At 44.0% G+C, this 19,083-nt stretch carries 27 protein-coding genes; 6 read left to right on the top strand and 21 right to left on the bottom strand.

Annotated features, from left to right (window positions below):
- The 4 genes from C7B77_RS06470 to C7B77_RS06455 form a co-directional block, all read right to left on the bottom strand.
- The coding region (locus C7B77_RS06470) for a tyrosine-type recombinase/integrase (RefSeq protein WP_106301732.1) at positions 1–867 on the bottom strand (867 nt) is incomplete at its 3' end.
- A 110-nt stretch (positions 868–977) separates the two neighbouring features.
- Positions 978–1,379 (bottom strand): type II toxin-antitoxin system VapC family toxin, encoded by a 402-nt coding sequence (locus C7B77_RS06465; RefSeq protein ID WP_106301729.1) that lies wholly within the window; start codon positions 1,377–1,379, stop codon positions 978–980.
- Positions 1,367–1,594 carry a hypothetical protein gene (locus C7B77_RS06460; protein WP_106301726.1) on the bottom strand — a complete coding sequence of 76 codons (228 nt, stop codon included), beginning with the start codon at positions 1,592–1,594 and terminating at the stop codon, positions 1,367–1,369. Before C7B77_RS06460 ends, C7B77_RS06465 begins: the two co-directional genes overlap by 13 nt.
- Positions 1,595–1,687: 93 nt before the next feature.
- On the bottom strand, positions 1,688–2,398 hold the full coding sequence (locus tag C7B77_RS06455) for a hypothetical protein (protein ID WP_106301723.1): 711 nt from the start codon (positions 2,396–2,398) through the stop codon (positions 1,688–1,690).
- A gap of 528 nt (positions 2,399–2,926) precedes the next feature.
- Here C7B77_RS06455 and C7B77_RS06450 point away from each other — a divergent pair.
- From C7B77_RS06450 to C7B77_RS06430, 5 genes are all read left to right on the top strand, one after another.
- Positions 2,927–3,445 carry a hypothetical protein gene (locus C7B77_RS06450; protein WP_106301720.1) on the top strand — a complete coding sequence of 173 codons (519 nt, stop codon included), beginning with the start codon at positions 2,927–2,929 and terminating at the stop codon, positions 3,443–3,445.
- A 124-nt stretch (positions 3,446–3,569) separates the two neighbouring features.
- The gene (locus tag C7B77_RS06445) at positions 3,570–4,040 is read left to right on the top strand and encodes a hypothetical protein (RefSeq protein WP_106301717.1); all 471 of its coding nucleotides are present in this window, start codon (positions 3,570–3,572) and stop codon (positions 4,038–4,040) included.
- A gap of 35 nt (positions 4,041–4,075) precedes the next feature.
- Complete coding sequence (locus C7B77_RS06440; protein WP_106301714.1) at positions 4,076–4,327, top strand: DUF3375 family protein; 252 nt, start codon at positions 4,076–4,078, stop codon at positions 4,325–4,327.
- Positions 4,327–5,022, top strand: coding sequence for a hypothetical protein (locus C7B77_RS06435; protein WP_106301712.1), 696 nt, complete (start codon positions 4,327–4,329; stop codon positions 5,020–5,022). Before C7B77_RS06440 ends, C7B77_RS06435 begins: the two co-directional genes overlap by 1 nt.
- A 160-nt stretch (positions 5,023–5,182) precedes the next feature.
- Positions 5,183–5,788 carry a hypothetical protein gene (locus C7B77_RS06430; protein ID WP_106301709.1) on the top strand — a complete coding sequence of 202 codons (606 nt, stop codon included), beginning with the start codon at positions 5,183–5,185 and terminating at the stop codon, positions 5,786–5,788.
- A 9-nt stretch (positions 5,789–5,797) separates the two neighbouring features.
- Here C7B77_RS06430 and C7B77_RS06425 read toward each other — a convergent pair whose 3' ends face one another.
- Complete coding sequence (locus C7B77_RS06425) at positions 5,798–6,481, bottom strand: hypothetical protein (protein ID WP_106301706.1); 684 nt, start codon at positions 6,479–6,481, stop codon at positions 5,798–5,800.
- A gap of 303 nt (positions 6,482–6,784) precedes the next feature.
- On the opposite strand from C7B77_RS06425, the gene C7B77_RS06420 reads away from it, so the two are divergent.
- Positions 6,785–7,027, top strand: coding sequence for a hypothetical protein (locus C7B77_RS06420; protein WP_106301703.1), 243 nt, complete (start codon positions 6,785–6,787; stop codon positions 7,025–7,027).
- A 69-nt stretch (positions 7,028–7,096) separates the two neighbouring features.
- Here C7B77_RS06420 and C7B77_RS06415 read toward each other — a convergent pair whose 3' ends face one another.
- The 16 genes from C7B77_RS06415 to C7B77_RS06340 form a co-directional block, all read right to left on the bottom strand.
- Positions 7,097–11,410: a strawberry notch family protein gene (locus C7B77_RS06415; protein WP_245894090.1), complete on the bottom strand. Its 4,314-nt coding sequence runs from the start codon at positions 11,408–11,410 to the stop codon at positions 7,097–7,099.
- Between the two features lie 95 nt (positions 11,411–11,505).
- On the bottom strand, positions 11,506–11,937 hold the full coding sequence (locus tag C7B77_RS06410; protein WP_106301698.1) for a hypothetical protein: 432 nt from the start codon (positions 11,935–11,937) through the stop codon (positions 11,506–11,508).
- Between the two features lie 52 nt (positions 11,938–11,989).
- The gene (locus C7B77_RS06405) at positions 11,990–12,424 is read right to left on the bottom strand and encodes a hypothetical protein (protein WP_106301695.1); all 435 of its coding nucleotides are present in this window, start codon (positions 12,422–12,424) and stop codon (positions 11,990–11,992) included.
- 42 nt (positions 12,425–12,466) lie between these two features.
- On the bottom strand, positions 12,467–12,634 hold the full coding sequence (locus C7B77_RS29685) for a hypothetical protein (protein ID WP_181243732.1): 168 nt from the start codon (positions 12,632–12,634) through the stop codon (positions 12,467–12,469).
- A 12-nt stretch (positions 12,635–12,646) separates the two neighbouring features.
- Positions 12,647–12,910 (bottom strand): hypothetical protein, encoded by a 264-nt coding sequence (locus tag C7B77_RS06400; RefSeq protein ID WP_106301692.1) that lies wholly within the window; start codon positions 12,908–12,910, stop codon positions 12,647–12,649.
- A 12-nt stretch (positions 12,911–12,922) separates the two neighbouring features.
- Positions 12,923–13,855: a phosphoadenosine phosphosulfate reductase domain-containing protein gene (locus C7B77_RS06395; RefSeq protein ID WP_106301689.1), complete on the bottom strand. Its 933-nt coding sequence runs from the start codon at positions 13,853–13,855 to the stop codon at positions 12,923–12,925.
- A 22-nt stretch (positions 13,856–13,877) separates the two neighbouring features.
- On the bottom strand, positions 13,878–14,288 hold the full coding sequence (locus C7B77_RS06390) for a hypothetical protein (protein WP_106301686.1): 411 nt from the start codon (positions 14,286–14,288) through the stop codon (positions 13,878–13,880).
- Between the two features lie 61 nt (positions 14,289–14,349).
- Positions 14,350–14,766 carry a hypothetical protein gene (locus C7B77_RS06385; RefSeq protein WP_106301683.1) on the bottom strand — a complete coding sequence of 139 codons (417 nt, stop codon included), beginning with the start codon at positions 14,764–14,766 and terminating at the stop codon, positions 14,350–14,352.
- Positions 14,767–14,841: 75 nt separating this feature from the next.
- Entirely contained in the window at positions 14,842–15,435 is a 594-nt protein-coding gene (locus C7B77_RS06380; protein ID WP_106301681.1) for a siphovirus Gp157 family protein, read from the bottom strand.
- Between the two features lie 106 nt (positions 15,436–15,541).
- The gene (locus tag C7B77_RS06375) at positions 15,542–15,799 is read right to left on the bottom strand and encodes a hypothetical protein (RefSeq protein WP_219892014.1); all 258 of its coding nucleotides are present in this window, start codon (positions 15,797–15,799) and stop codon (positions 15,542–15,544) included.
- A 182-nt stretch (positions 15,800–15,981) separates the two neighbouring features.
- Entirely contained in the window at positions 15,982–16,422 is a 441-nt protein-coding gene (locus C7B77_RS06370) for a zinc-finger-containing protein (RefSeq protein WP_106301675.1), read from the bottom strand.
- Between the two features lie 25 nt (positions 16,423–16,447).
- Entirely contained in the window at positions 16,448–17,038 is a 591-nt protein-coding gene (locus tag C7B77_RS06365) for a vWA domain-containing protein (protein ID WP_106301672.1), read from the bottom strand.
- Positions 17,035–17,559 (bottom strand): hypothetical protein, encoded by a 525-nt coding sequence (locus C7B77_RS06360; protein ID WP_106301669.1) that lies wholly within the window; start codon positions 17,557–17,559, stop codon positions 17,035–17,037. The genes C7B77_RS06365 and C7B77_RS06360 overlap by 4 nt, the downstream gene beginning before the upstream one ends.
- 39 nt (positions 17,560–17,598) lie before the next feature.
- Entirely contained in the window at positions 17,599–17,787 is a 189-nt protein-coding gene (locus C7B77_RS06355; RefSeq protein WP_106301666.1) for a hypothetical protein, read from the bottom strand.
- Positions 17,788–18,072: 285 nt separating this feature from the next.
- Entirely contained in the window at positions 18,073–18,372 is a 300-nt protein-coding gene (locus C7B77_RS06345; protein ID WP_106301663.1) for a hypothetical protein, read from the bottom strand.
- A gap of 84 nt (positions 18,373–18,456) precedes the next feature.
- Positions 18,457–19,002: a DUF932 domain-containing protein gene (locus C7B77_RS06340; RefSeq protein ID WP_146138207.1), complete on the bottom strand. Its 546-nt coding sequence runs from the start codon at positions 19,000–19,002 to the stop codon at positions 18,457–18,459.
- Positions 19,003–19,083: the final 81 nt, after the last annotated feature.

The following is a 19,083-nucleotide window of genomic DNA, read 5'->3' as shown; positions in this document are numbered from 1 at the left end:
CCGCAGATTACCCCCACTAGCATCTAAAAACGCCGTAATTGAACTGTGCCGCAAACGATGAGGAGACACCCGCCGCTCGATTCCCGCAGCCTCCGCATAGCCCTGCACGATCCGATAAATACTATCCCCAGCAATTCTCGCCCCATAACAATTGTGGCTCAAAGAAGTAATCAGCGGCTGTCCCGGAGCATTACAGGGATGAAAATTCACCCACTCCTCCAGAGCATAACTCACACTATCGGTCAGATCGATCGCCACCTTCGCTCGTTTCCCCTTCCCCAAAATCGTCAACTTCTGCTGCTGAGGCAAAAAATCCTCAATATTCGCACTGGCAATTTCCCCCCGACGGAGCGCATTGCCCCAGAATAACAGCATAATTGCATAATCCCTCACCCCGATGGGCGTACTCGGATCGATTGCTTCCAACATCGATTTAAACTGTTCGACCGAAATCCCCCTAGTATCGCGATAGCTCTCACTGGGAATACTCTCGATATCGCCTAGATCGATCGTGGTTTTACCCAGCTTCCGCGCCATCTCCACCAAACTCTTAATCGCCGCCAGCCGGACATTAATCGTGCTGGGTGCCAGTTTTCGATCGATCGAGTAACGACGATAACGCAGCACCATCTCAATTGCTGCATATCGATCGAGTGCCAGAAATTCTGCGATCCTCTCTGGGTTCGCAGAGCCACTATAAGCAAACTGACAGAAATTCTCGATCGCCTTAACGTATTGTTTACGAGTACTATCAGCAATCTTTAACTGCCCAAACTCCGCCCAGAGATTATCTCGATCGATGGTAGTTAATTCAGCTGGGGACGGCTGCTGGAGCTTGATAAGTTGGGGAGTAAGGGTATTTAGCACGATCGATCTTCTTGTTTGACTAGGCTATGGCAATTTTGTAGAACTGGGAATTACTGTTGAGGTTGGTGCCAATTGTAAAGGATTTTGTAAATGTTCTTAACAGAAGCTAGTTATTTCAGCAAGTAATTCTCAAGTTCTGAATATTGGGAAAATAAACCATCCACACTAGCTAACTTCGCCCCATATTCTAAAGCTGTAGCAATAATCAATCGGTCGAACGGATCTTTATGAACTGGCGACAACTCGACTGCACGAGCAGCAATGTTTGCAGTCAGTGGAAACAATTCAATTCCAACCGGATCGAGAGCTTGTTGAAACCATGCTTGCGGGGTAGTAGAAATCTTGATTCGTCCCTTTTGATGTGCCATCGCAATCTCATAACAGGACACCGGAGAGATCCCGACACGAGCGGCAGACTCGATTCTATCTCGCCAGTGAGACGGAAATTCGGCAAAATTAGCATTGACGAGCCAAAGCCAGATGTGCGTGTCAAGAACGATCACTTCAGACATTCCCAATCTTCCTCAGCCACAATTGGACTGACGATATCCCCTAAAATTTGAACCGTTCCTGCCAATTCAGTTGGAAATGTTCGGCGTTTGGTAGTAGGTAGTAACGTCTCTTCAAGCACTGTCACGACCACACGGGCAGAATGTACTAAAGATGGTCGATCTAGTAACCACTTCATCTCACCATTTTCATAAATCGCTTCATAGCTTTTCAACATAGCTTTATTTCCAGTGGTATTCAATCTGGGTCAAGAACAATCATACTAACATTTTCGCGATGTAATCTCAAAATTCTGGATGTTGGTGAAGTCTCATTTAGCTTGCCACTCCTGGGCGTACCAGAGAGTACTCAATTTCCCAAATTCAAACCGCGAGTAAGGATTCAAGCCCGTTCTCAACTGCTGTAATAAGTCCTTCGCATATTTCAATTCCTGTCCAATTGCCCCCAACATCGCTCGAACTCTTGGCGGTTCGGCGTGAGCGATTGCGACTAATCGCTCGAATCGTCCTGGGACTCGAAAGTGATTCAGTAGTTGCTCGATTGTCTCTGGTGGTGATAAGTCACTCCATTCTCCCCGCGAGCGTAAAAAGTCCAGTAGGGCTGCTTCGGTAGCCGATAAATTCTCCCAGGTACTCGGACGACGGGTATAAAGTTTGGCTCTTTGTCCCAACCAAGCTGTCGGTAAACTGCTCGCAGTAGTGGCAAAAGTCCCATCGATCGCATTTTGAGTCGTAAATCCGAGTAAATTAGCGGCATTGACTCCAGCGGGATAGACGCGGGTTTGAGTGAGTTGGTAGGGTAATTCAGATCGAACTGGTTGGCTGTAGCCAAATCGAGTGGGGCGAGGGTGATAATAATGTCCTTTGCTGATGCGTTGGAGGGTACCTTCTTTCACTAATTGGGTGAAGGTTTTAGCAATGGTGGCTGAGGGATAGTCGGCTAAGTCTTGATGGTTCCAAAATCTTTCCCCGCCCGAAAGAATCCGTTGGCGGATCGATTCAGTCTTGGTTAGGGTTTTCATGGCGTGAATAATGGAATACCGATCGCTATCTCAATTTTAAGCTATTTTCCAGGTTTTTAACAAAAAAACTAGATAAAAGTGTCGAAAACAGCCGAACCAAAAACTTGGTTAAGCTTGAAACCATTATCCCGTATATCTTTTCACCCGAACGCTTCAAATCGGGAAAATAGTACGCTAACAACATAAAGCTTGCTCCGTCTGCATTTCAAGCTTTCGTGGCACTATTTTACAAATATCCTGGCGATGACTGCATCTAGACAGAACAAGGCTTTGGGGGTCATCTTGCAGGTTTTCGGGCGTATTCTGTCGCCCACTAATCCCCCTTTTGGAGGGAATATGCAATTTTGGCAGGGATCGGGGGCTAAAACGGGCATTCGGTAGTGAAATCGTGAAAATGAACGTATGAAAAGAATCATTTCCAGATGTTAGACGAATATTAGACAAGATTTCAGATGCCGTCTCTGTGTGGTATAGTGAGACACAGAGAAATATGACTCACGGCCAGGATTTTGGAGGCGTTGTAGTACCATGACTTATCAAGAAATTGTCAAGGCGATCGCGAGTCTTCCTGTTGCCGAGCGGGATAGTTTACTCGAACTAATTCGCCAGCAGCAAATCGAGCGACGACCGGATGAAATTGCCGCAACTGGAGAGCGAGTTCGTCAAGCTGTCAAAATGGGCACAGCCCAAGAATTTGAAAATGTCGAAGATTTAAAATCGTATTTACAGACAGACTCAGAGGATGAAGTTCATTATATCGATCGGGATGGTAATCCTTTGAGCTATCACATTAAAGATTTGTATCCCAATAAGGAAGGTTATGACTATGTGACTAGTCAAGGCAAAATTTTCGATACCTGTCTTCCAGATTTAGTCAGTAAGTATACTGGAAAATATGTTGTATTTGAAGATGGTCGAGCGATCGATAGCGATATTGATGAAGATGCTTTACTCAATCGGATTTGGCAGACTGAATTCGCAATTAGCAGACGAGAGCGATATCACGGGATGTTTTGCGAATTAGTACCAAATTTATGCTCTTCCTGATGATTTCATGCGAGATGAAGTAATTATTGGTAGAAATATTCTTAACCGCTATGTTATCAATTTGGATGGTCATAATGGAGTTTTTACAATTTCTTAGAATTTCTTAGAGGCAATTGAAAACTGGATGGCTAAATCTAGAGAAACCCCTGCTAAATGCCTCCGCTGTGCCCCTCTATCCCCAGCCGAAGCTAGAGCCAAACATCCTAACTGTTGGGATGATAAGCTTTGCACTGCTCGACGCTTCTACATCAATAATCGCGATCGGATCAACCAGAAGCGATCGCGCAAACGGATTGAAACCAAGCATCAAATTCCCGTGCCCCAGGTAAATTATGGAGTTTTGCAAGTTTGGCGGGAACTGCGGGAAGATTCGCCGATTCATGCGATCGGGATTGAGGTCTGGGATGGGCATAATAAGTTAGCAGTGGTGTCGCCAGTCCATTGTGCGGGATGGTTGCCGTCTCAAGTTCACGAGTATCTCCGGCAGGCTCTGACGGTATTAGATACGGAGTATGGGTTTAAAAAGTTTGCGTCTCAGGTATTAATCAGTCCCGAACAGTGCCCAATCCGTCCGTGTTTTCTCTGCCAGAAATAGTTAGTTTTTGTCCAGTACCCCATAGTTAATTCACAATGCAGCAAAAATTACTCGCCCAAATTGCTACGGCACTTAAATCTCGCGTCGAAATTAGCTTGTCAGAATTGATTGAAATATATCCAATTGAATGTGGAATGGAAGAGGTAGTTGAGTATCTAGAAATAGCTCATCAGCCACCGCATACAATTGACGATGATGTGAAGGATTCAATCGAGGTTGCAAACATCTTGCAAGACTCACAAATGAAGAATACGATGCCCCGAATCGTCTTTCGTCGTCAAACATAATGTCAGTAGTCGTTCAACTTTCGCTCTGGGACATTCTGGACACGGCATCGAAAACTCCGGTAGATGCTGACTTATTTGGGTTACTCGATCGAGTATCCGAATCGATCGAATTTTTGCCAACGAGTGAGAAGTTAGCGGTGGCGGGGGAGGCAATCCGGCGGTTGGGGGAGATTTATGGCGATCGCTGTGCGGTGACGCTAGCAGAGATTGGGTATTTATCTCATCCAGAGCGGGAACCTTGTCTACCGTTGGATGCTTTCGATATATACGTGCGGCAATCGAGCTTTGTGGATTTAGAGCAGTTTATTGAGTCGCCAGTGTTACCGGAGGTGGAGCGGGGCTACGAGCGCAGTAGTGTGGTGCGTGAGCTGTCAGTGGCTGAGGCGTTGGCTGAGGTTGGGGATGAGGTGCTAACTGAGGAAATGGAGGTGGCACGAGTAACCGACTTGGTGTTGGGGATCGCTCATGAGGAGGAGATCGAGCAGTGGGTGACTCGAATTCGATCGGCGATGAAGGAATGCGATCGGATGTTGCTTGTGGAATTGCAGGAGCGATCTAAGTTGGAATTTGTAGATCTATGGTTGGGTTTAATGTTAGGGAATACTGGATATATAGTCAGTCGTCAGTTGAATTGTAATGTAGAATTAAGTTGTGATTTTTACGATCTGTCAAGACTTTGGATCGTCAAAATTTAATATTTGAATTTCACGTTCGATCGCTTTGAATCCGTCCCAACTTGCTCGGCACGAGCAAATTAGAACTCTTTGATAGCTACTTTTTGCCCATCAGTTAAATTTTCAGCAAGATATGTAACCTTTCCGATTCCCATGCAATGTGAAAAAGTCGTAAAAGTGGATGGATGACAAAAAACAAGCTTCCGAAGCGATCGCTCCGCAGAAAATCTATAAGTATGAATCTGACGACAGGCAGATACTTGTAAATTTTCTGCGTGAGTATTCTGAGAAATTATTATTTATTTGCTACGAGTTAGATATAAAGATCGAGCGTTCGAGTATTCGATCGAGATTGAGCCGTTTTATTTACAAAACGTTCGAGGTTGATGCTAATGTTCTCAGCTCATTGGCACTGACTGGCTCATTTTTACTGCTCGATATCTTTATTTATAGTAGATACAAAAATTTTACATTTGGGACATTTACCTCATCAGACATTACCATTGCAGTTCTTCTATATATCGTGATGATGTTCGCTGGTTTTACTTGGGTTATCTCAGCCAATACGCTCGTAGAAGATTATCCAGCGATCGCGCGCAGCAGATCTCTTCTAGAAAAAGATGCGCGCTCGATGGCCGATAAATTAGAGAAAGTAATGCGAGTAACTATTGAGATTCAAGACCAAATTGAGGTTAATATAGCTCGAAAGCTTGAATTAGACTTGAGAATTACTGATACTGAATCGGCTTTAAAGTATTACTACTTAATAGTTGAAGGCAAGTTTTGAGAGTCAGTTTTACACCTCAAATACTTTGCTACATCTATCGTCAAGCTTATGACATTGCAAGTGCATCCAGATTGAAATTGAACTAAGACCGCCTAAAATAAATAAATTGATAGGAGTTGAATTAGGAATTGTCAGCCCAAATATCGGCGGAATATTCGCAGCCAACCATAAGCCATAAAAGAAGAAATTTGAGTATAGATAAAATCTTGATTTTTTTCTGTATCTACTTTGCTGCGAATCAGCTATAATTTCTCCGTTTTGAATTTTCCCCTCTAATTTTGCTGGATACAGTAATCCAGAGTATTCGATTCTAATTGAAAATTTGTCATCTTTAATTAATCGCAACGGCTCAATATAAATACATTTGTTTTGCTCGTCAATTACTATTTCTGGTTTGACGTTGCAGCCAGATTTATAGATTAATTTATAGCTTTTGATAGTACACTGTGAAGCGAAATAAATTTTTATTGGTATTCTAAAATCATCAGCTTTAATTTCATTATATGACGTACATTTTATATCGATATCTTCATATTTAATAACTGCATCACAATTATCTCCTAAGTTTCTATCGGGGAAGCAAACGTCGATCTTACGAAAAAACTTTTCTCTCAACCAATTAAGCAGTATGGTTCCAAAAAATCCCCAAGGAAGCCAGCGAGAAGCTATTTCCAATAACGATGAAATATTCATTTAAATTTTCGATCTACTTCACCTATGTTACCCATCATTAATATGTCGATATACATCCAAATTTATTTTCACCTATAGCCTACTCAGTTCATCGATATAGTCTACTGGAGGTAGAGAAATCTCGCACCGCAACCGTCAAACCTGGCTCTTTCCTACCAACCCGAATGTTATAGGTTACACTGGCAAGCAATTGGGTAAGCTTTGTTAGTTGGCAACTCACGCAGCCCTAGACATGTCGAATACAACAGAACAGTCCTGGTGTGGCAACCATACACTAGGGGAATGATACTATCGATCTTTGCAATGACAGAGGATTCTACCCCATACTATTTACCAGCAGAGCGAATGCTGCCAACTGACGATTCCCCACTGGGGACGCTTCGCGAACGCCGCAGATCTATTGCATTGACTCATTCGGAGTGGATCGAACTTAAAATAGCTCTGGCTAGGGAGATCGAAGGGCGATCTCAGAATAGTACCTACTCTCCCCTACGGCTGGAGCAATTGAAACAGTTGTTAGGGCGACTGAGGGAAGAGAGCGACTAAATTCCCGATAGTAATTGGCAAAGATTGCCAATTACTTTTACAAGTCGCCAGCATCTGAAGGTTTCGTAGTTAAGATATCAGTTTATTTACAATTTCAACCGCACGATCGAGCGGAACGAACACTTTTTTGCGATTGTTAATAATCTCAGTAAAACAGCCCATCGCCTCAAGCCGCGCGATTCGATCGCTACCATAGACCGCTAGCACCTCCAGTCGATCGACCCCTGCATGGTAATTTCGTTGCAGCTTCCAGTCACCCGCAGATTTTACCTGCCGATCTTCCCATACCAATTTGAAAATATCCTCAGCGGTGAGTTTAACCGAGCTATGCACCCCAAAATTGGCAAACACCTTCTCGATTTCGTGCTTATCGATCGCCCGACCGAGCAGGATGCGACCGTCATTAGCCTGGAGCCGGAAGACTTTAGAATTACTGTCGGGTAATTTATTCCAAACGGGTAACAACAGTCCACAGATTAGATATATCCGTTCGCGATCGAATTCTGGAGCCAAATCGACTAATTGTTGCCATTGTCTCCAGTACTGGTTTGTAGGAATTTCTGGCACCCAAACATCTAGGAAGTCGGGGAGGTCGAGCTTCTGCCACGACTTGCTGGCGACGGGCTGATAGATCGCCATTACGTCTACCGCCGAACCATCGCGCTTGATGCGCTTATCGATCGCCCCACCAATTGCTAAGTTATTAGTTTTAGTATTGCGGTAACAGCTAAATCCTTGACTTTTTGCAAGCAGATTCTGGGCACTATCGAGCGAAATTAGTTGCGGCTTATTCAATTTGTCGATCGCATAGCAAATCGTCTCAGCACCCGATGAGTGAGTATTGAGAATTTGAGTCTCAATAACTTCAAACCCGCCATCAGCGAACAAATTTTCAACACCGCGATCGTAATTTCCGGCAGCCTTTGCTCGATCGATCCGGTCTAAGATCCGTTGCTCGAATTCAGCAAACAGGATGTTTTGCAAACCGATCGGCAGAGCTAATAAGCGGTTGAGAAAAGTCGTCATCTGGGGCAATTGAGCGATTAGTTTTCCTTCACCGTTCGTTAACCTCAGTCCGGTCAGATGGCAAAATTCACCCAGAGAAATTCCGCCAATTCCGTCGCGGTGAAGGTCGGCGAAAAACTCGCCCAAGGCAGATTTGGCATACTGACTGGTGAAGTTATTGGTATCTTCGTCGAATAAATCGCTGTTGCCGCCAGCGTCCCGCTGTCCGCGCGTAATCGCTCCTAAACTAGCCAATCGAGAACATATAGTCGCAGTAAACCGCAGTTCACCCTTGATGTCGGTAGTGAGTAGCGCGATTTCTGGTGGCTGGCTTTGACTCGCTCGATGGGTGCGACCCAGCCCCTGCACCGCGCCGATAGCCGAAAACCCCGATTCGACTAGATAGTGACGACGGAGCCGTTGGTTTTTACATTTGAGGTCGGCATGGTAACTTTTCCCAGTTGCACCACTTTGGGAAAATACTAAAATCCGTTTTTCATCTGCCATAAACGCATTTGTTTCAGCGATATTACTCGAACCCGACCGTTGGGAGAGTTGATAGCGACCATCTTTGAGAATCACTCGCTTGGTGCGTCCGGTGACTTCTGCAACTAGGTTAGTGCCGAAATGCCAATTCAAGCTATCGAGCAAGCTATTTACAGGGGGTAACATCGACATCTGTTCGAGCAGCTTCTCCCGCACCGCGAATGCCTCTTGAGATACGATCGGTTCGCCGTTTTCGTCAGTCATGATTTCGCTTTGCATGTTGCCTTGCTCGTCCTGGGATACCCGATAAATGTGGACGGGAAAGGCGGTCATCAAATACTCGATAATTCCCTCTTTTGGGGTGAAATCGATCGCTCGCATATCGCCCCACTCGCTAGCGGGAATCTCTGCAAGTTTTCTTTCCATCGACGCAGCTCCGGTAGAAACCAGTTGCACAACGCAAGCATGTCCCGCTGCTAAATCTCGCTCGATACAGTCGATGAGTGTGGGCACTTTCGTCGCACCGATCAGCGCGTTGAAGAATCGTAACTTGACGCTCTCGAACATGCCTATAGCAATAGCTTTAGCTTGAGAGTTAGTGCATCGGCCACTTTCGGTTTCGAGGTTGACGGCTCGCAGGATCTCGTCAAATTTGTGGTGAAGGTGTTTGAATGCCTCGGCATAGATATTCCAGGTTTCGTGCTGTTCGGGGGTGAGTTGGTGAATGACAGTTTCGTACTTAACTCCATCAAAACTCAAGCTAGGAGCGAGATAAAGCCCGATCGATTTCAGATCTTTAGCGACCATTTCCATCCCAGCCACCCCAGCATTTTCGATCGAATTAATGAAATCAGATCGCGATGCAAAGGGAAAGGCTTTAGTCTGCCATAATCCTAGCCGCTGGCAGTAAGCTAAACTGCTCACCTTTGCCGCACCCGTCGCGCTCAAATAGGTGACACGAGCATTTGGGAGGAGATTGACAAGGTTGGTTCCCGCTAGGGCTTGAGCAGAGGCACTGCGGGGGCCGCGATCGCTCTGCTCCCCGTTGGCGTTTGACATCAAATGGAATTCATCAAAGCACAAAACACCATCCCAGTCCTCGCCCAGCCACTCGACAATTTGGGCGACCCGCGATTTTGCAGTACCTTTAGCAGCACTCCGCAAGGTGCCGTAGGTGACGAATAAGATTCCTTGTGACATTAAAATGGGTTTGTGTCGATCGAATTTAGATATGGGCACTACCTGAGCCGCATTACCACCAATTGCTTGCCACTCAGAGCGCGAATCTTCAAGGAGATCCTCATTTTTACTCACCCAAACGGCTCGTCTGCGTCCTTCACACCAGTTGGTCAGGATAAGCAGCGCGATGATGCGGCTCTTTCCCAGTCCGGTATTGTGACCGCAGTAGTACGCCTGACGATGATACTTACCAGTGGGATTGTCGGGATTTGTCACGGTAATCTGGCCATTGTCGGCAATATACCAAGGGGTGTCGAGTAACTTGGAGTGAGCTTCGCAAGCATAAACCAATGTCTCCAGTTGGCAATCAGAAGCCAAACCCTCATTAACGATCCTGGCAGGTAATAACGGGCGAGCGGTGGGGATGGGCGGATGAATTGCAGACATGGCGATACTTTCACAAATAGGGGATGGGTGGGGAGTGGCTCCAACAATGGCGATCGCGGCGCGATAAACGGCATAAATACCATCGGTCATCGGCGAACGAGCGTAGGTAGCTGGTTGATAATCGAGCCGCATTAGATCGTCAAACTGCTTGCGCGGTTCGATCTCGACGATCGGTGGTGCGAGACTGGGCACTGACGGGAGCGATCGAAAGATGAGTTCGCGCTGCGCTATCGGCTGGATCTGGAATAATGGCAGTCCGGCAAATGGGTCGGTTGAGTCGAGCGTCCCGATCGGTTTGTCTTTGACTTCAACTGGTTCGTAAGGATTGACGACTTCTCGGCGCGGGCACTTTTCATAGGCAATTTTCGCCAGATCGCGAGCCGATGCAGCAAATTTGAGATCGACAGATTCGGGCATTTCGGCCTGGGGCAGCTTGTCAAATACCAAAATGCGGGTGTCCACTGAAGTGCCGTGATATCGATAATGACTGCCATCGACAAACAAACTCAACTGCAACCTGGCTGGCAGACTAGCAAAGAATTTAGACTGTTTTTCGGGGCTGAGATAGTGGGGCACGATCGCTACCAATCGGCCATTTGCTTGCAGTCGCAAGAGTGCCGAGCGCAGATGTTTCATACAACATTCTCGATCGCGTCGGTCGTTGCCGATCGAGGATGAGAAAGGTGGATTCATCAAGATGAGACTCGGCTGTTCGCCTTGGTTCAATGTATCGTTGATGTATTCGGCATTGACTGAATAAATTGGATATCGTGCGTCAAATAATTCCCGCAACAGAGCTTTTCTAGTTGGGGAAATTTCATTGAAAACGATCCTGCGAGGTTTGTCGTTCAACAATCGATTGACAGTAGCTGCGACCAGAATCCCCGTTCCCGCACTCGGTTCGAGGATAATATCAGAACCTTTCACGCAAGAAAGTTGACCGACAATCCAAGCTAAGGCAAGTGGGGTTGAGAACTGTTGAAACTGTAGTTGCTCTTGAGATCTAACTCGATGATGAGGGATTAGATCTTGTAGATCCTCAAATTCTTCTAGCGATTTACAATCGTTATCGAGTAGCAGTTTGACAGCAGCCGCTTCGATGAGATCTGTCGCTTGTTTCCATTGCCATTTTCCACTAGCGAGATCTCCAAAGACGTAGCTCATCAATTCGACCACAACATTTTGACTCAAGCGTTCTCCCGCTTTTAATTTTTCGCTCAAGTTTACAATAGCTGTTTGAGTTTTAGTTTGAACTTGGGCAATCATGATGTTTGGTAATAAATGGACACAAAAAAGCCAGCAAAGTAATTTGCTGGCATCAGAGATTGGATTTGATATAGAAGCAACTTAAATACATGTCGTCACAACACTTCTTCTCCACAATTAATTAATTCGCACAGTTTGTCGATTTCCTCGTTAGACAACGGATCGTCATCGATAAAATGCGGCAGATCTAGACTCATATATTCGCGACTCGATTGAAAGTATCTCAGGGCGGCTAAAACTGTAGCGATCTTACGTTGGCAAAGCCTCTCCTCTGGAGAATTGTCGTCTAATGTCGAAACCAGTGAGTATCCCTCGTTATTTGGTTTAACCTGATGTGTGACATAGCCGATATAGATGTCTTCGACGTAATCTGCCCAAGAACCATCATCTAAATCTTGACAATATTCGAGATCGGAATTTGCCTGAGCGATTGCTTCTGCCTGGGTAGGGAAGAAGCTCTCCGATTCCCAGTTATGGGCGAACCAATGGCAGGAAGGAGTACTATTTTCATTTGAAGTATTTATCATAATTAAAGTTAGAAAGTTAGGAAAACGGGCAGAATGATACAGATTTTAGGCTTTAGATAATTTCTGTGGATTTCATCTTGCGAACTTGGCCGATATATTCTCTAATAACATCCCAGTTAATACCTATATTTGAATCGTGTTGTTCTACTGCCATCGTCAATACCAATCGGGCTAAATCTCGGTCTAGACGCGGACTGAGGGAGAGGACATCATCGACATGCCAGACTTTATAGAAAATATCATCACCACCTTCTAATTCTTGAATCTGGGTAATTGCTGTCGAAGCATCAATGTTTTCACATCGGTTTCCGTCGCGACCTAGAGTAACTTCTTCCAAGGTATATTTACCTGAATCGAGCGACTCTATCCATACCAATTTAAGATTTTTCAACTGAATCAATTTTTCATGCCCATTATCTTGAATGACAGCGTAGCCATGATGAGTGAGATATCGATCGATAGTAATCTGGTAAGTTTCGAGTTCCATCTTTGAGAATCGCCTAATAGATATTGATGTGAGTTATTGTAATTAGAGCAAATAGACAGTATCATCCAAATCGAGATCGTATAATGCGAGTACATCATAAACATCTTCCCTATCAGCGATTTCCTGACGCATCGATTCGACAATCTCAATTGCATCGGCTTTGTCATTAGCTACTTTATTTTTTATTAACTGCTCGATTAGATAATACATAATGACAATGATTTAAATTAGTTTTACCAATTTTTGCTTGGCAGTTTTTAATGGCTTAATTTGAGTATCTAAGTGCTGGCGTTCGCTACATAGTACGTCTAATTCTTCTGCAATAGCTTCAACTAGAGCTGAGATTTCCTCTTTGTCCGAATCGTTGAGATTCTGGCAGAGCTGAGGTAATTCATCTAAAGTGATTTTTTTACCTTCAACCACGCAACCATCCATTTGAATGAGCCTGACGATTTCTTGTACTTTTTTATTGTCTGATTCGTACACGATCGATTCTCCTTAGTTAGTTAGATTAGTATTAAGAGCAAACTGATATTCGCGATTGGTTGCTATATTTAGCAGGTCGTGATTTAGCGGATATGGCGTTCCTTGTCGCGCGAGTTCGACGATTGAATATTTGGAGTCTATCGTATGATTTAACTCTCGTTCGAGCTTAGATATGCGCTCGAATTGAGTGTGATAATCCCTGGCAATCGTCGCCCATTGTTGGGGAGATGAAAATATACATGCTCGGCATGACAATCGAGGGAATCCCAACAGGTATGCTGGATGAATGGGGAGTCGCGAGTCATGAATTTTCGCCCACACTTCTGATTCCGTACGATCGAGGATGGCGCGATGTTGATACACCGTTCGATGTCTTGTCGGCTGCATATAATATCCAACTTCTCGATACTTAGAACGAGCTTGCGACTCCTCTCTGCGCTCCCCAGTCAGCACGACGAGATTCGCGCGATCGAACCGTTTTTGGTTGACAATCGCAGTTCTAGCGACATCGATTTTGAGGTAGGCAGAACACCATCTCGTTCTTAAATCGCTTACCTTCGCGGGGAAACGCAAACGGGTATTCGGTTTGCCATTTCCACCAGCTACTTGCAAACCATCTGGAGTCTCGAAAAATGTGCAACTTTTGGGTTGATTATCTCTCAACAACTCTCGCTCGAATCCGCCTTCTAGCCAGGAAAAATAGAGAGGGAGATTGAAGTATTTACATATCGCCCGAACGTAACTCTCGGTGCATTCCCAGTCCATCAGATTGCTTTCGCGGCCATCGACTAAGTGATGCCATACTTCGAGTTTAGACGTATCTAAATTCTCGATCGCCCACAGTAGTAAATAGAGCGAATCTTTACCTCCAGAAAACATAACTAAGTATCGATCTATCTCTCCACTAATTTGTAACTGTGGTTCGGGAAAAAGTTCTAATTGCACGATCGGTTATTTGTAATTCAATTTACTCACCGTTTGACATTTCACTTGGCTTCACATCATATAAACCTGGAATAACCAGCCACAACCACATTCTGCATTTAAATAAACGTAGTGGCAAAAGTTCTACTGGCAAGGCTTGTCGATCTCCTCTTTGCCAATGTCCCAAGTTGGCAAGTTGTTGTTTGGCACAGGGAGGGCAGAGATCGCCAGGATTGCCTTTATCGAGACTGTAGTTGGCATCGGCTCGATTCTCCGAGGTAGAGGCTTCGCCAACGAGAGGGAGTGGTTTGGGCAATCGTCCGCGATCGGAATGGGGGCATGGCTTCCCTTCCAAGTCATCGAAGAGTTTGCCAGAGCAAATCAGACTGTCAGGATAAATTTTGCCGTCTGGTGAGACAAAGAGAGCTAATGGTCGATCGGTTATGGCGTTCATAGCAAATATCAGCAAGAATTTAATTTTTAGGAGTAGATCCGAAGGCAATTGATTTGGTCGATTAAAATAGTGCTAATTGAGGTTGTCGATAATTACTCGTACAGAACACTCGGTTATCGATTACTATTAATAGTTCGGCCTCGTTAACAGGTTCGTTACCACCCAACCATGTGAAATAAGGTTGAGTATAGGGACAGTAATAGATTTGCTTGAGATCCGATCGATCGATTCGTTCGGTAATGGCTAGTCGCCCGACCGCCCAAGCATGGACGTTTTTTCGACCTTCTCGAATTACCCGCTGTCTGCCAGCTTCCGACACATAAAACTTTGGATATTCGAGCGCGACATTACTGGTATGCCCGACGAGTAGCCAGCGTTTATCAATCTGCTGAGTTAAGCTCATTAGACCATTGCCCAAATTTCGATAGATTCTAGTTGGCAACCCCTGACAAATTTGCCAGTCAATTTCTTTGTTCATGCTTCTATCACTCCTAAAAAGAAACCCCATCGAAGGTTATCGATGGGGTATTGTTTGTGTAAATGCGGACATCAACTAGTTAATTCGTAGGTGCGTTCCTCTTGGTTGAAGTGCGGCAACGACCTTACCACCGACTGAGAACTCATTATCGCCAGATGCCGCTAATTTTAGACGAACGGTATTTGAATCTACTTTAAACGTAGTCACGATCGTTACTAATTCTGGTGGAAAATCTTTCGCATCAATGGTTGGATCGATCCACAGCGGCTGCTTGCCCCCATTGTTAACGACTTTGATAGTGGCTGTCTTACCTTTAATACTACTGTTAGGTCGAGTGGTAACTATGATTTTAAGATAACTCTCAAACTTCTCTAGAGCCTTGGTTTTGACTTCGATCGCTTTATTAAAACGATCGCGTCGCGCTTTGAGATAATCGATCTCACCTTTTTGAGCCGCAATTACCGCAGCAATTGCATCGACTTTATTGGCAATTGCTGTCTCTAATTCTTCAAACTTGGCTAACATTTGCTCCGTGGTGTTTGCTTCTGATAATGGATCGATCGTGCCATCAGCAATATCGACTTCTGTTGCTGCGGCTGATTCGGCAAGCTCCATGATTAGCTCGACTAGTGCATCTCGCTCTGATTCTAAATTGATGAGTGATGTCATATTTTTATGTATGTAATTTTAAAATTTGTTAAAAAGCCTTAATATCTAGACACTCTAGCTAGAGTAGATAGAGTTAATACCGTAGCTTGGCATTCAATAATAGTTACTAATCCTGTGTTGTTGAGAGATCGTTTTCAACAGGATCTAAAAGTTTTGGATGCCATGTAAATACGACGCAAGGTACATTGGGATCGTATTCTCCCCAAACAGTTAGAATAGTGTAGCCACTTTTGAACAAGTTGATAATTTCTTTATCAAGGTCTACTGTCGAACGAGCGAACGAGAAGCAGCGCAAGGAGATTCCTCTTACAGTAATCAACTCCAGGTCTTTTAATGGAGTTTTGGGTGGTTGAATAGATTTCAAGTGCGAAATGATATTATTCTGTATTTCGCGATCTAATTGTGGTTTTAGATTATTTGTTAAAGTCTTGAAGTTTACCATAATTTCATTTATTTTAACTAGTAATTATTTTTTAGCAGCACAATTAATAGTTGCTTTTATATTACACTTGGAATTGAACAATCATTGATATAGCTTCAATATGATTATCCACTCAATTTTTGTTGACGTAATTTTTCAAGAAAAGGTACTACTAATTCAATAACCAGATCGCATGATTCTTCCCCAAACATACCAATATGAGTTAGCTTACGATCCAGGTTTAGTTGATTGGCTAGCCATGTGTAAGCTTGCGCTCTAGTCAAATGGGCTTCTTTATATAATCGATCGAAAACTTGATGAGCGGCTTTTCTTTTATTGCGTAAAGTTGAATTAGCGACACTTCCCAAAGCGATTCCCGATTCTCGATGTACTCCTGCATAAGCCCAGCAAGGACGACATAACATAAACTCAAGATCCGACCAAGACGTATTTTTGCCATAAATTTCTAAACCTTTAATCCGATTGGTTGAGTTGTTACAGTACGGACAAAGTTTTCCGGCTAATACTTCTTCTTTCCAGGCATCCAATTTTAGACGTTTAGTCACTTTATCGACCTATTTGCTTTTGATTTTATGATTGTGAAGGTGGTAGCATTAACTGCTGGACTGTCGCACATAATTCAGCGTGACCCCGCCCTAAGTCTCGCACGTAGGTATTCCCACATCCAAGGGTTGCGAGTTTTCGCATAAAGGCAATGGCATCTTTATCCGTATCGTCGCCGATAAACACAGTAGAAATAGTTCCAGTTAACTGTTTTACCGCAGTCAGAGCATCCTCTTCATCGTTCGGTTCTCCATCAGAAATCACCACTGTTTGGCTGGGGTTGAGTTTAATGATTTCTTTGAGTCCTAAATCTAAAGCCGTTCCACCACCAGTCGTCCATAAGGCACTGGGATCGTGGATTTCGACACAGAGTGAATCGAAGGTAAATAAGCGATAAGATTGCCAGTCTAATGCCTCTACAGCCTTTCTTAAGACATCGATTCGTCGATCTTTACCTTTACATTCCATTGACATCGATCCACTGGTGTCGAGCAGTAAGCATCGAATATCAGGATTGCCACTACCGATTCGTCGATGATAATTGGCGGCAATGCCTTTATCTGGTAGTTGTGAAGCTGCTTGCACGATTGCTGCTAATGGGTCAACTAAGTTACTCATAATTTTGATTGGTATCGTTGTAATAGTTGAGTATCGATCGGATTTTTGAGATCGTGGTTGGAAAAACATTTAAACCTTACTGGCAGCTCCTCACATACCAGTTTGCCAAAGCTCCGAAATGCGAAGATTGCGCTGGGATCTAACTCTGGAGCTTCAACGGAGGCTTTAAACTTCCAGGGGTTTCCCGTATGGTAGTAAGTAAACTTCCAACCATCTTTGAAACTTTGCTGGAGATAAAGCCGGATATCTCCATTTTTCTCCCAGATTGACATTGAGAACTGGTCGTACTTATAAGGAGCAAAGAAGTCTAGATTTTTGAGCAAGCTGACAATGGTTGCTTTGGTGCGCTCGTCATCAACGGGTGTGTGACAAGCGTTCTCATTTTCTAGAATCTCTTCTTTTGCTTCTTGCCAGTAGTTATTAGTTGCAGCTCGAATGGAGATTGCACGTCTGGCAACTTCTCTAGTTACCGATTTGATTAACTGGAGAAGCTGGTCGTCAGTTAAAATTGATAGATCCATGTTAATTAATCAAATCTAAAATACAGTAAATCATCAATTCTAGGTTTTATTGATGCGCTGAAGAATGGTAAATTTCACAGATCCCATTGGTAAATCCGCACCAGCTTCTTGACGTAGCTGAACATTTGCCTTGGCAAGAACGACATCATCTGGATCGTTTTCATCTATTAAGACATTCAACTTTCCAGCATACGATCCGATTTGATATTTAACTATTGCAGTTTGCATGAGGTTGTTGCTCCAAGAAGGTATTGTATGAGTTAATAGTTTTAGCATCAGTCATATTGTGCAGTTTATTGAGTTTTTCTCTGGCAACGATTGGGAGCAGCCCATCACCTCTGGCAATTAGAAACAGTTTGACGATGCCTTCTTGAATCTTAAAGGGTAATGAATTAAATCTATGCCATTTCTCATGAGGATTTAACTTTTATTTTATGTCTATAAAAGAGCGCGAAAAAACACCAGTCTTCAAACGTGACTGGTGCCAGATGTGGATAGAGAGTATGGCAATATCTATGGATTTACAGGAAAACTCCAGAACATTCTGGCTGCGCCACCAAGGATAATGAGAACCAAACCGCCGACGATCGTGCGCGATAGAAACTCTTGACTGCCAACTCGTGCAGTCAGACCATCAACTTTAGTTTCAAGGGTATTAATTTTACCACTGAGTCTTTCATCAACAGCTTTGATATCGCCTTTAATTTCAGCTTGACCTAGCTTTAAGTCAGTTACATCTTTCTGAATAACGTCTAGTTTTTGGTTGATACCATTTAAGACATCTTTAAGTTCGACTTCAATCGTCAGGGACATAGTGTTATCTTAGTTGTTAGTATTGAATTTGTTTGGTTTTGAGAAATCCCAGTAATCCTACTTACTGGGATTTCTCCATTTTAGCTAATTACCAGCGGTTGCTACCTCGCGCCAGGTGCTTTGAGGTAGGTATAAGACGCTCGAACCAAGTCGCTCGACCTCACTGGCACGATTGTAGCAGGGCAAGTCTTCAGCGGTACGTGTGACTGCATTTAACATGCCATAACGCGATAAGTCACCAGCACGAATCAAGTGATTTAAGACTTTATTCGATTCATCACCGTTTAAGCCGATCGCTTTTGCCGTCAGCTCGACAGCTTTTGCGGGATGACCGACGATCCGATCGTTCTTAGAACCTTTCATATCTTCAACTATTTCGTTGAAGGTACCGATCGAGATCGCATTGCGGATGAGGTCGCGAACCTTGAGTTTAAACGCATCGTCGATGGCAGCAAGAGTATCATTTGCATATAGATCTGCATTCTCAGTGGCTCGTCCGGCATGATTTTTGCGAATTTTCCGGTCTGGAACCGACATGCCGTTCGTACAGATGAGCCTGTAGATCATGGGTTCGACCGAGATCGAGCCATTGCCTAGTTCGCCATTTGACAATACGAATCCCGCTTGCACTGGGTTATCATATAGAGAAGATGTGCAAAGCTTTTACTTAATGGTATTTATCGTTGTACATGTATTCCACAACATTAGTTT

This window comes from Chamaesiphon polymorphus CCALA 037, assembly GCF_003003845.1.
Classification (GTDB): domain Bacteria; phylum Cyanobacteriota; class Cyanobacteriia; order Cyanobacteriales; family Chamaesiphonaceae; genus Chamaesiphon; species Chamaesiphon polymorphus.
The sequence above is the reverse complement of the archived record's forward strand: the minus strand, read 5'-3'. Positions and strand labels throughout refer to the sequence as shown.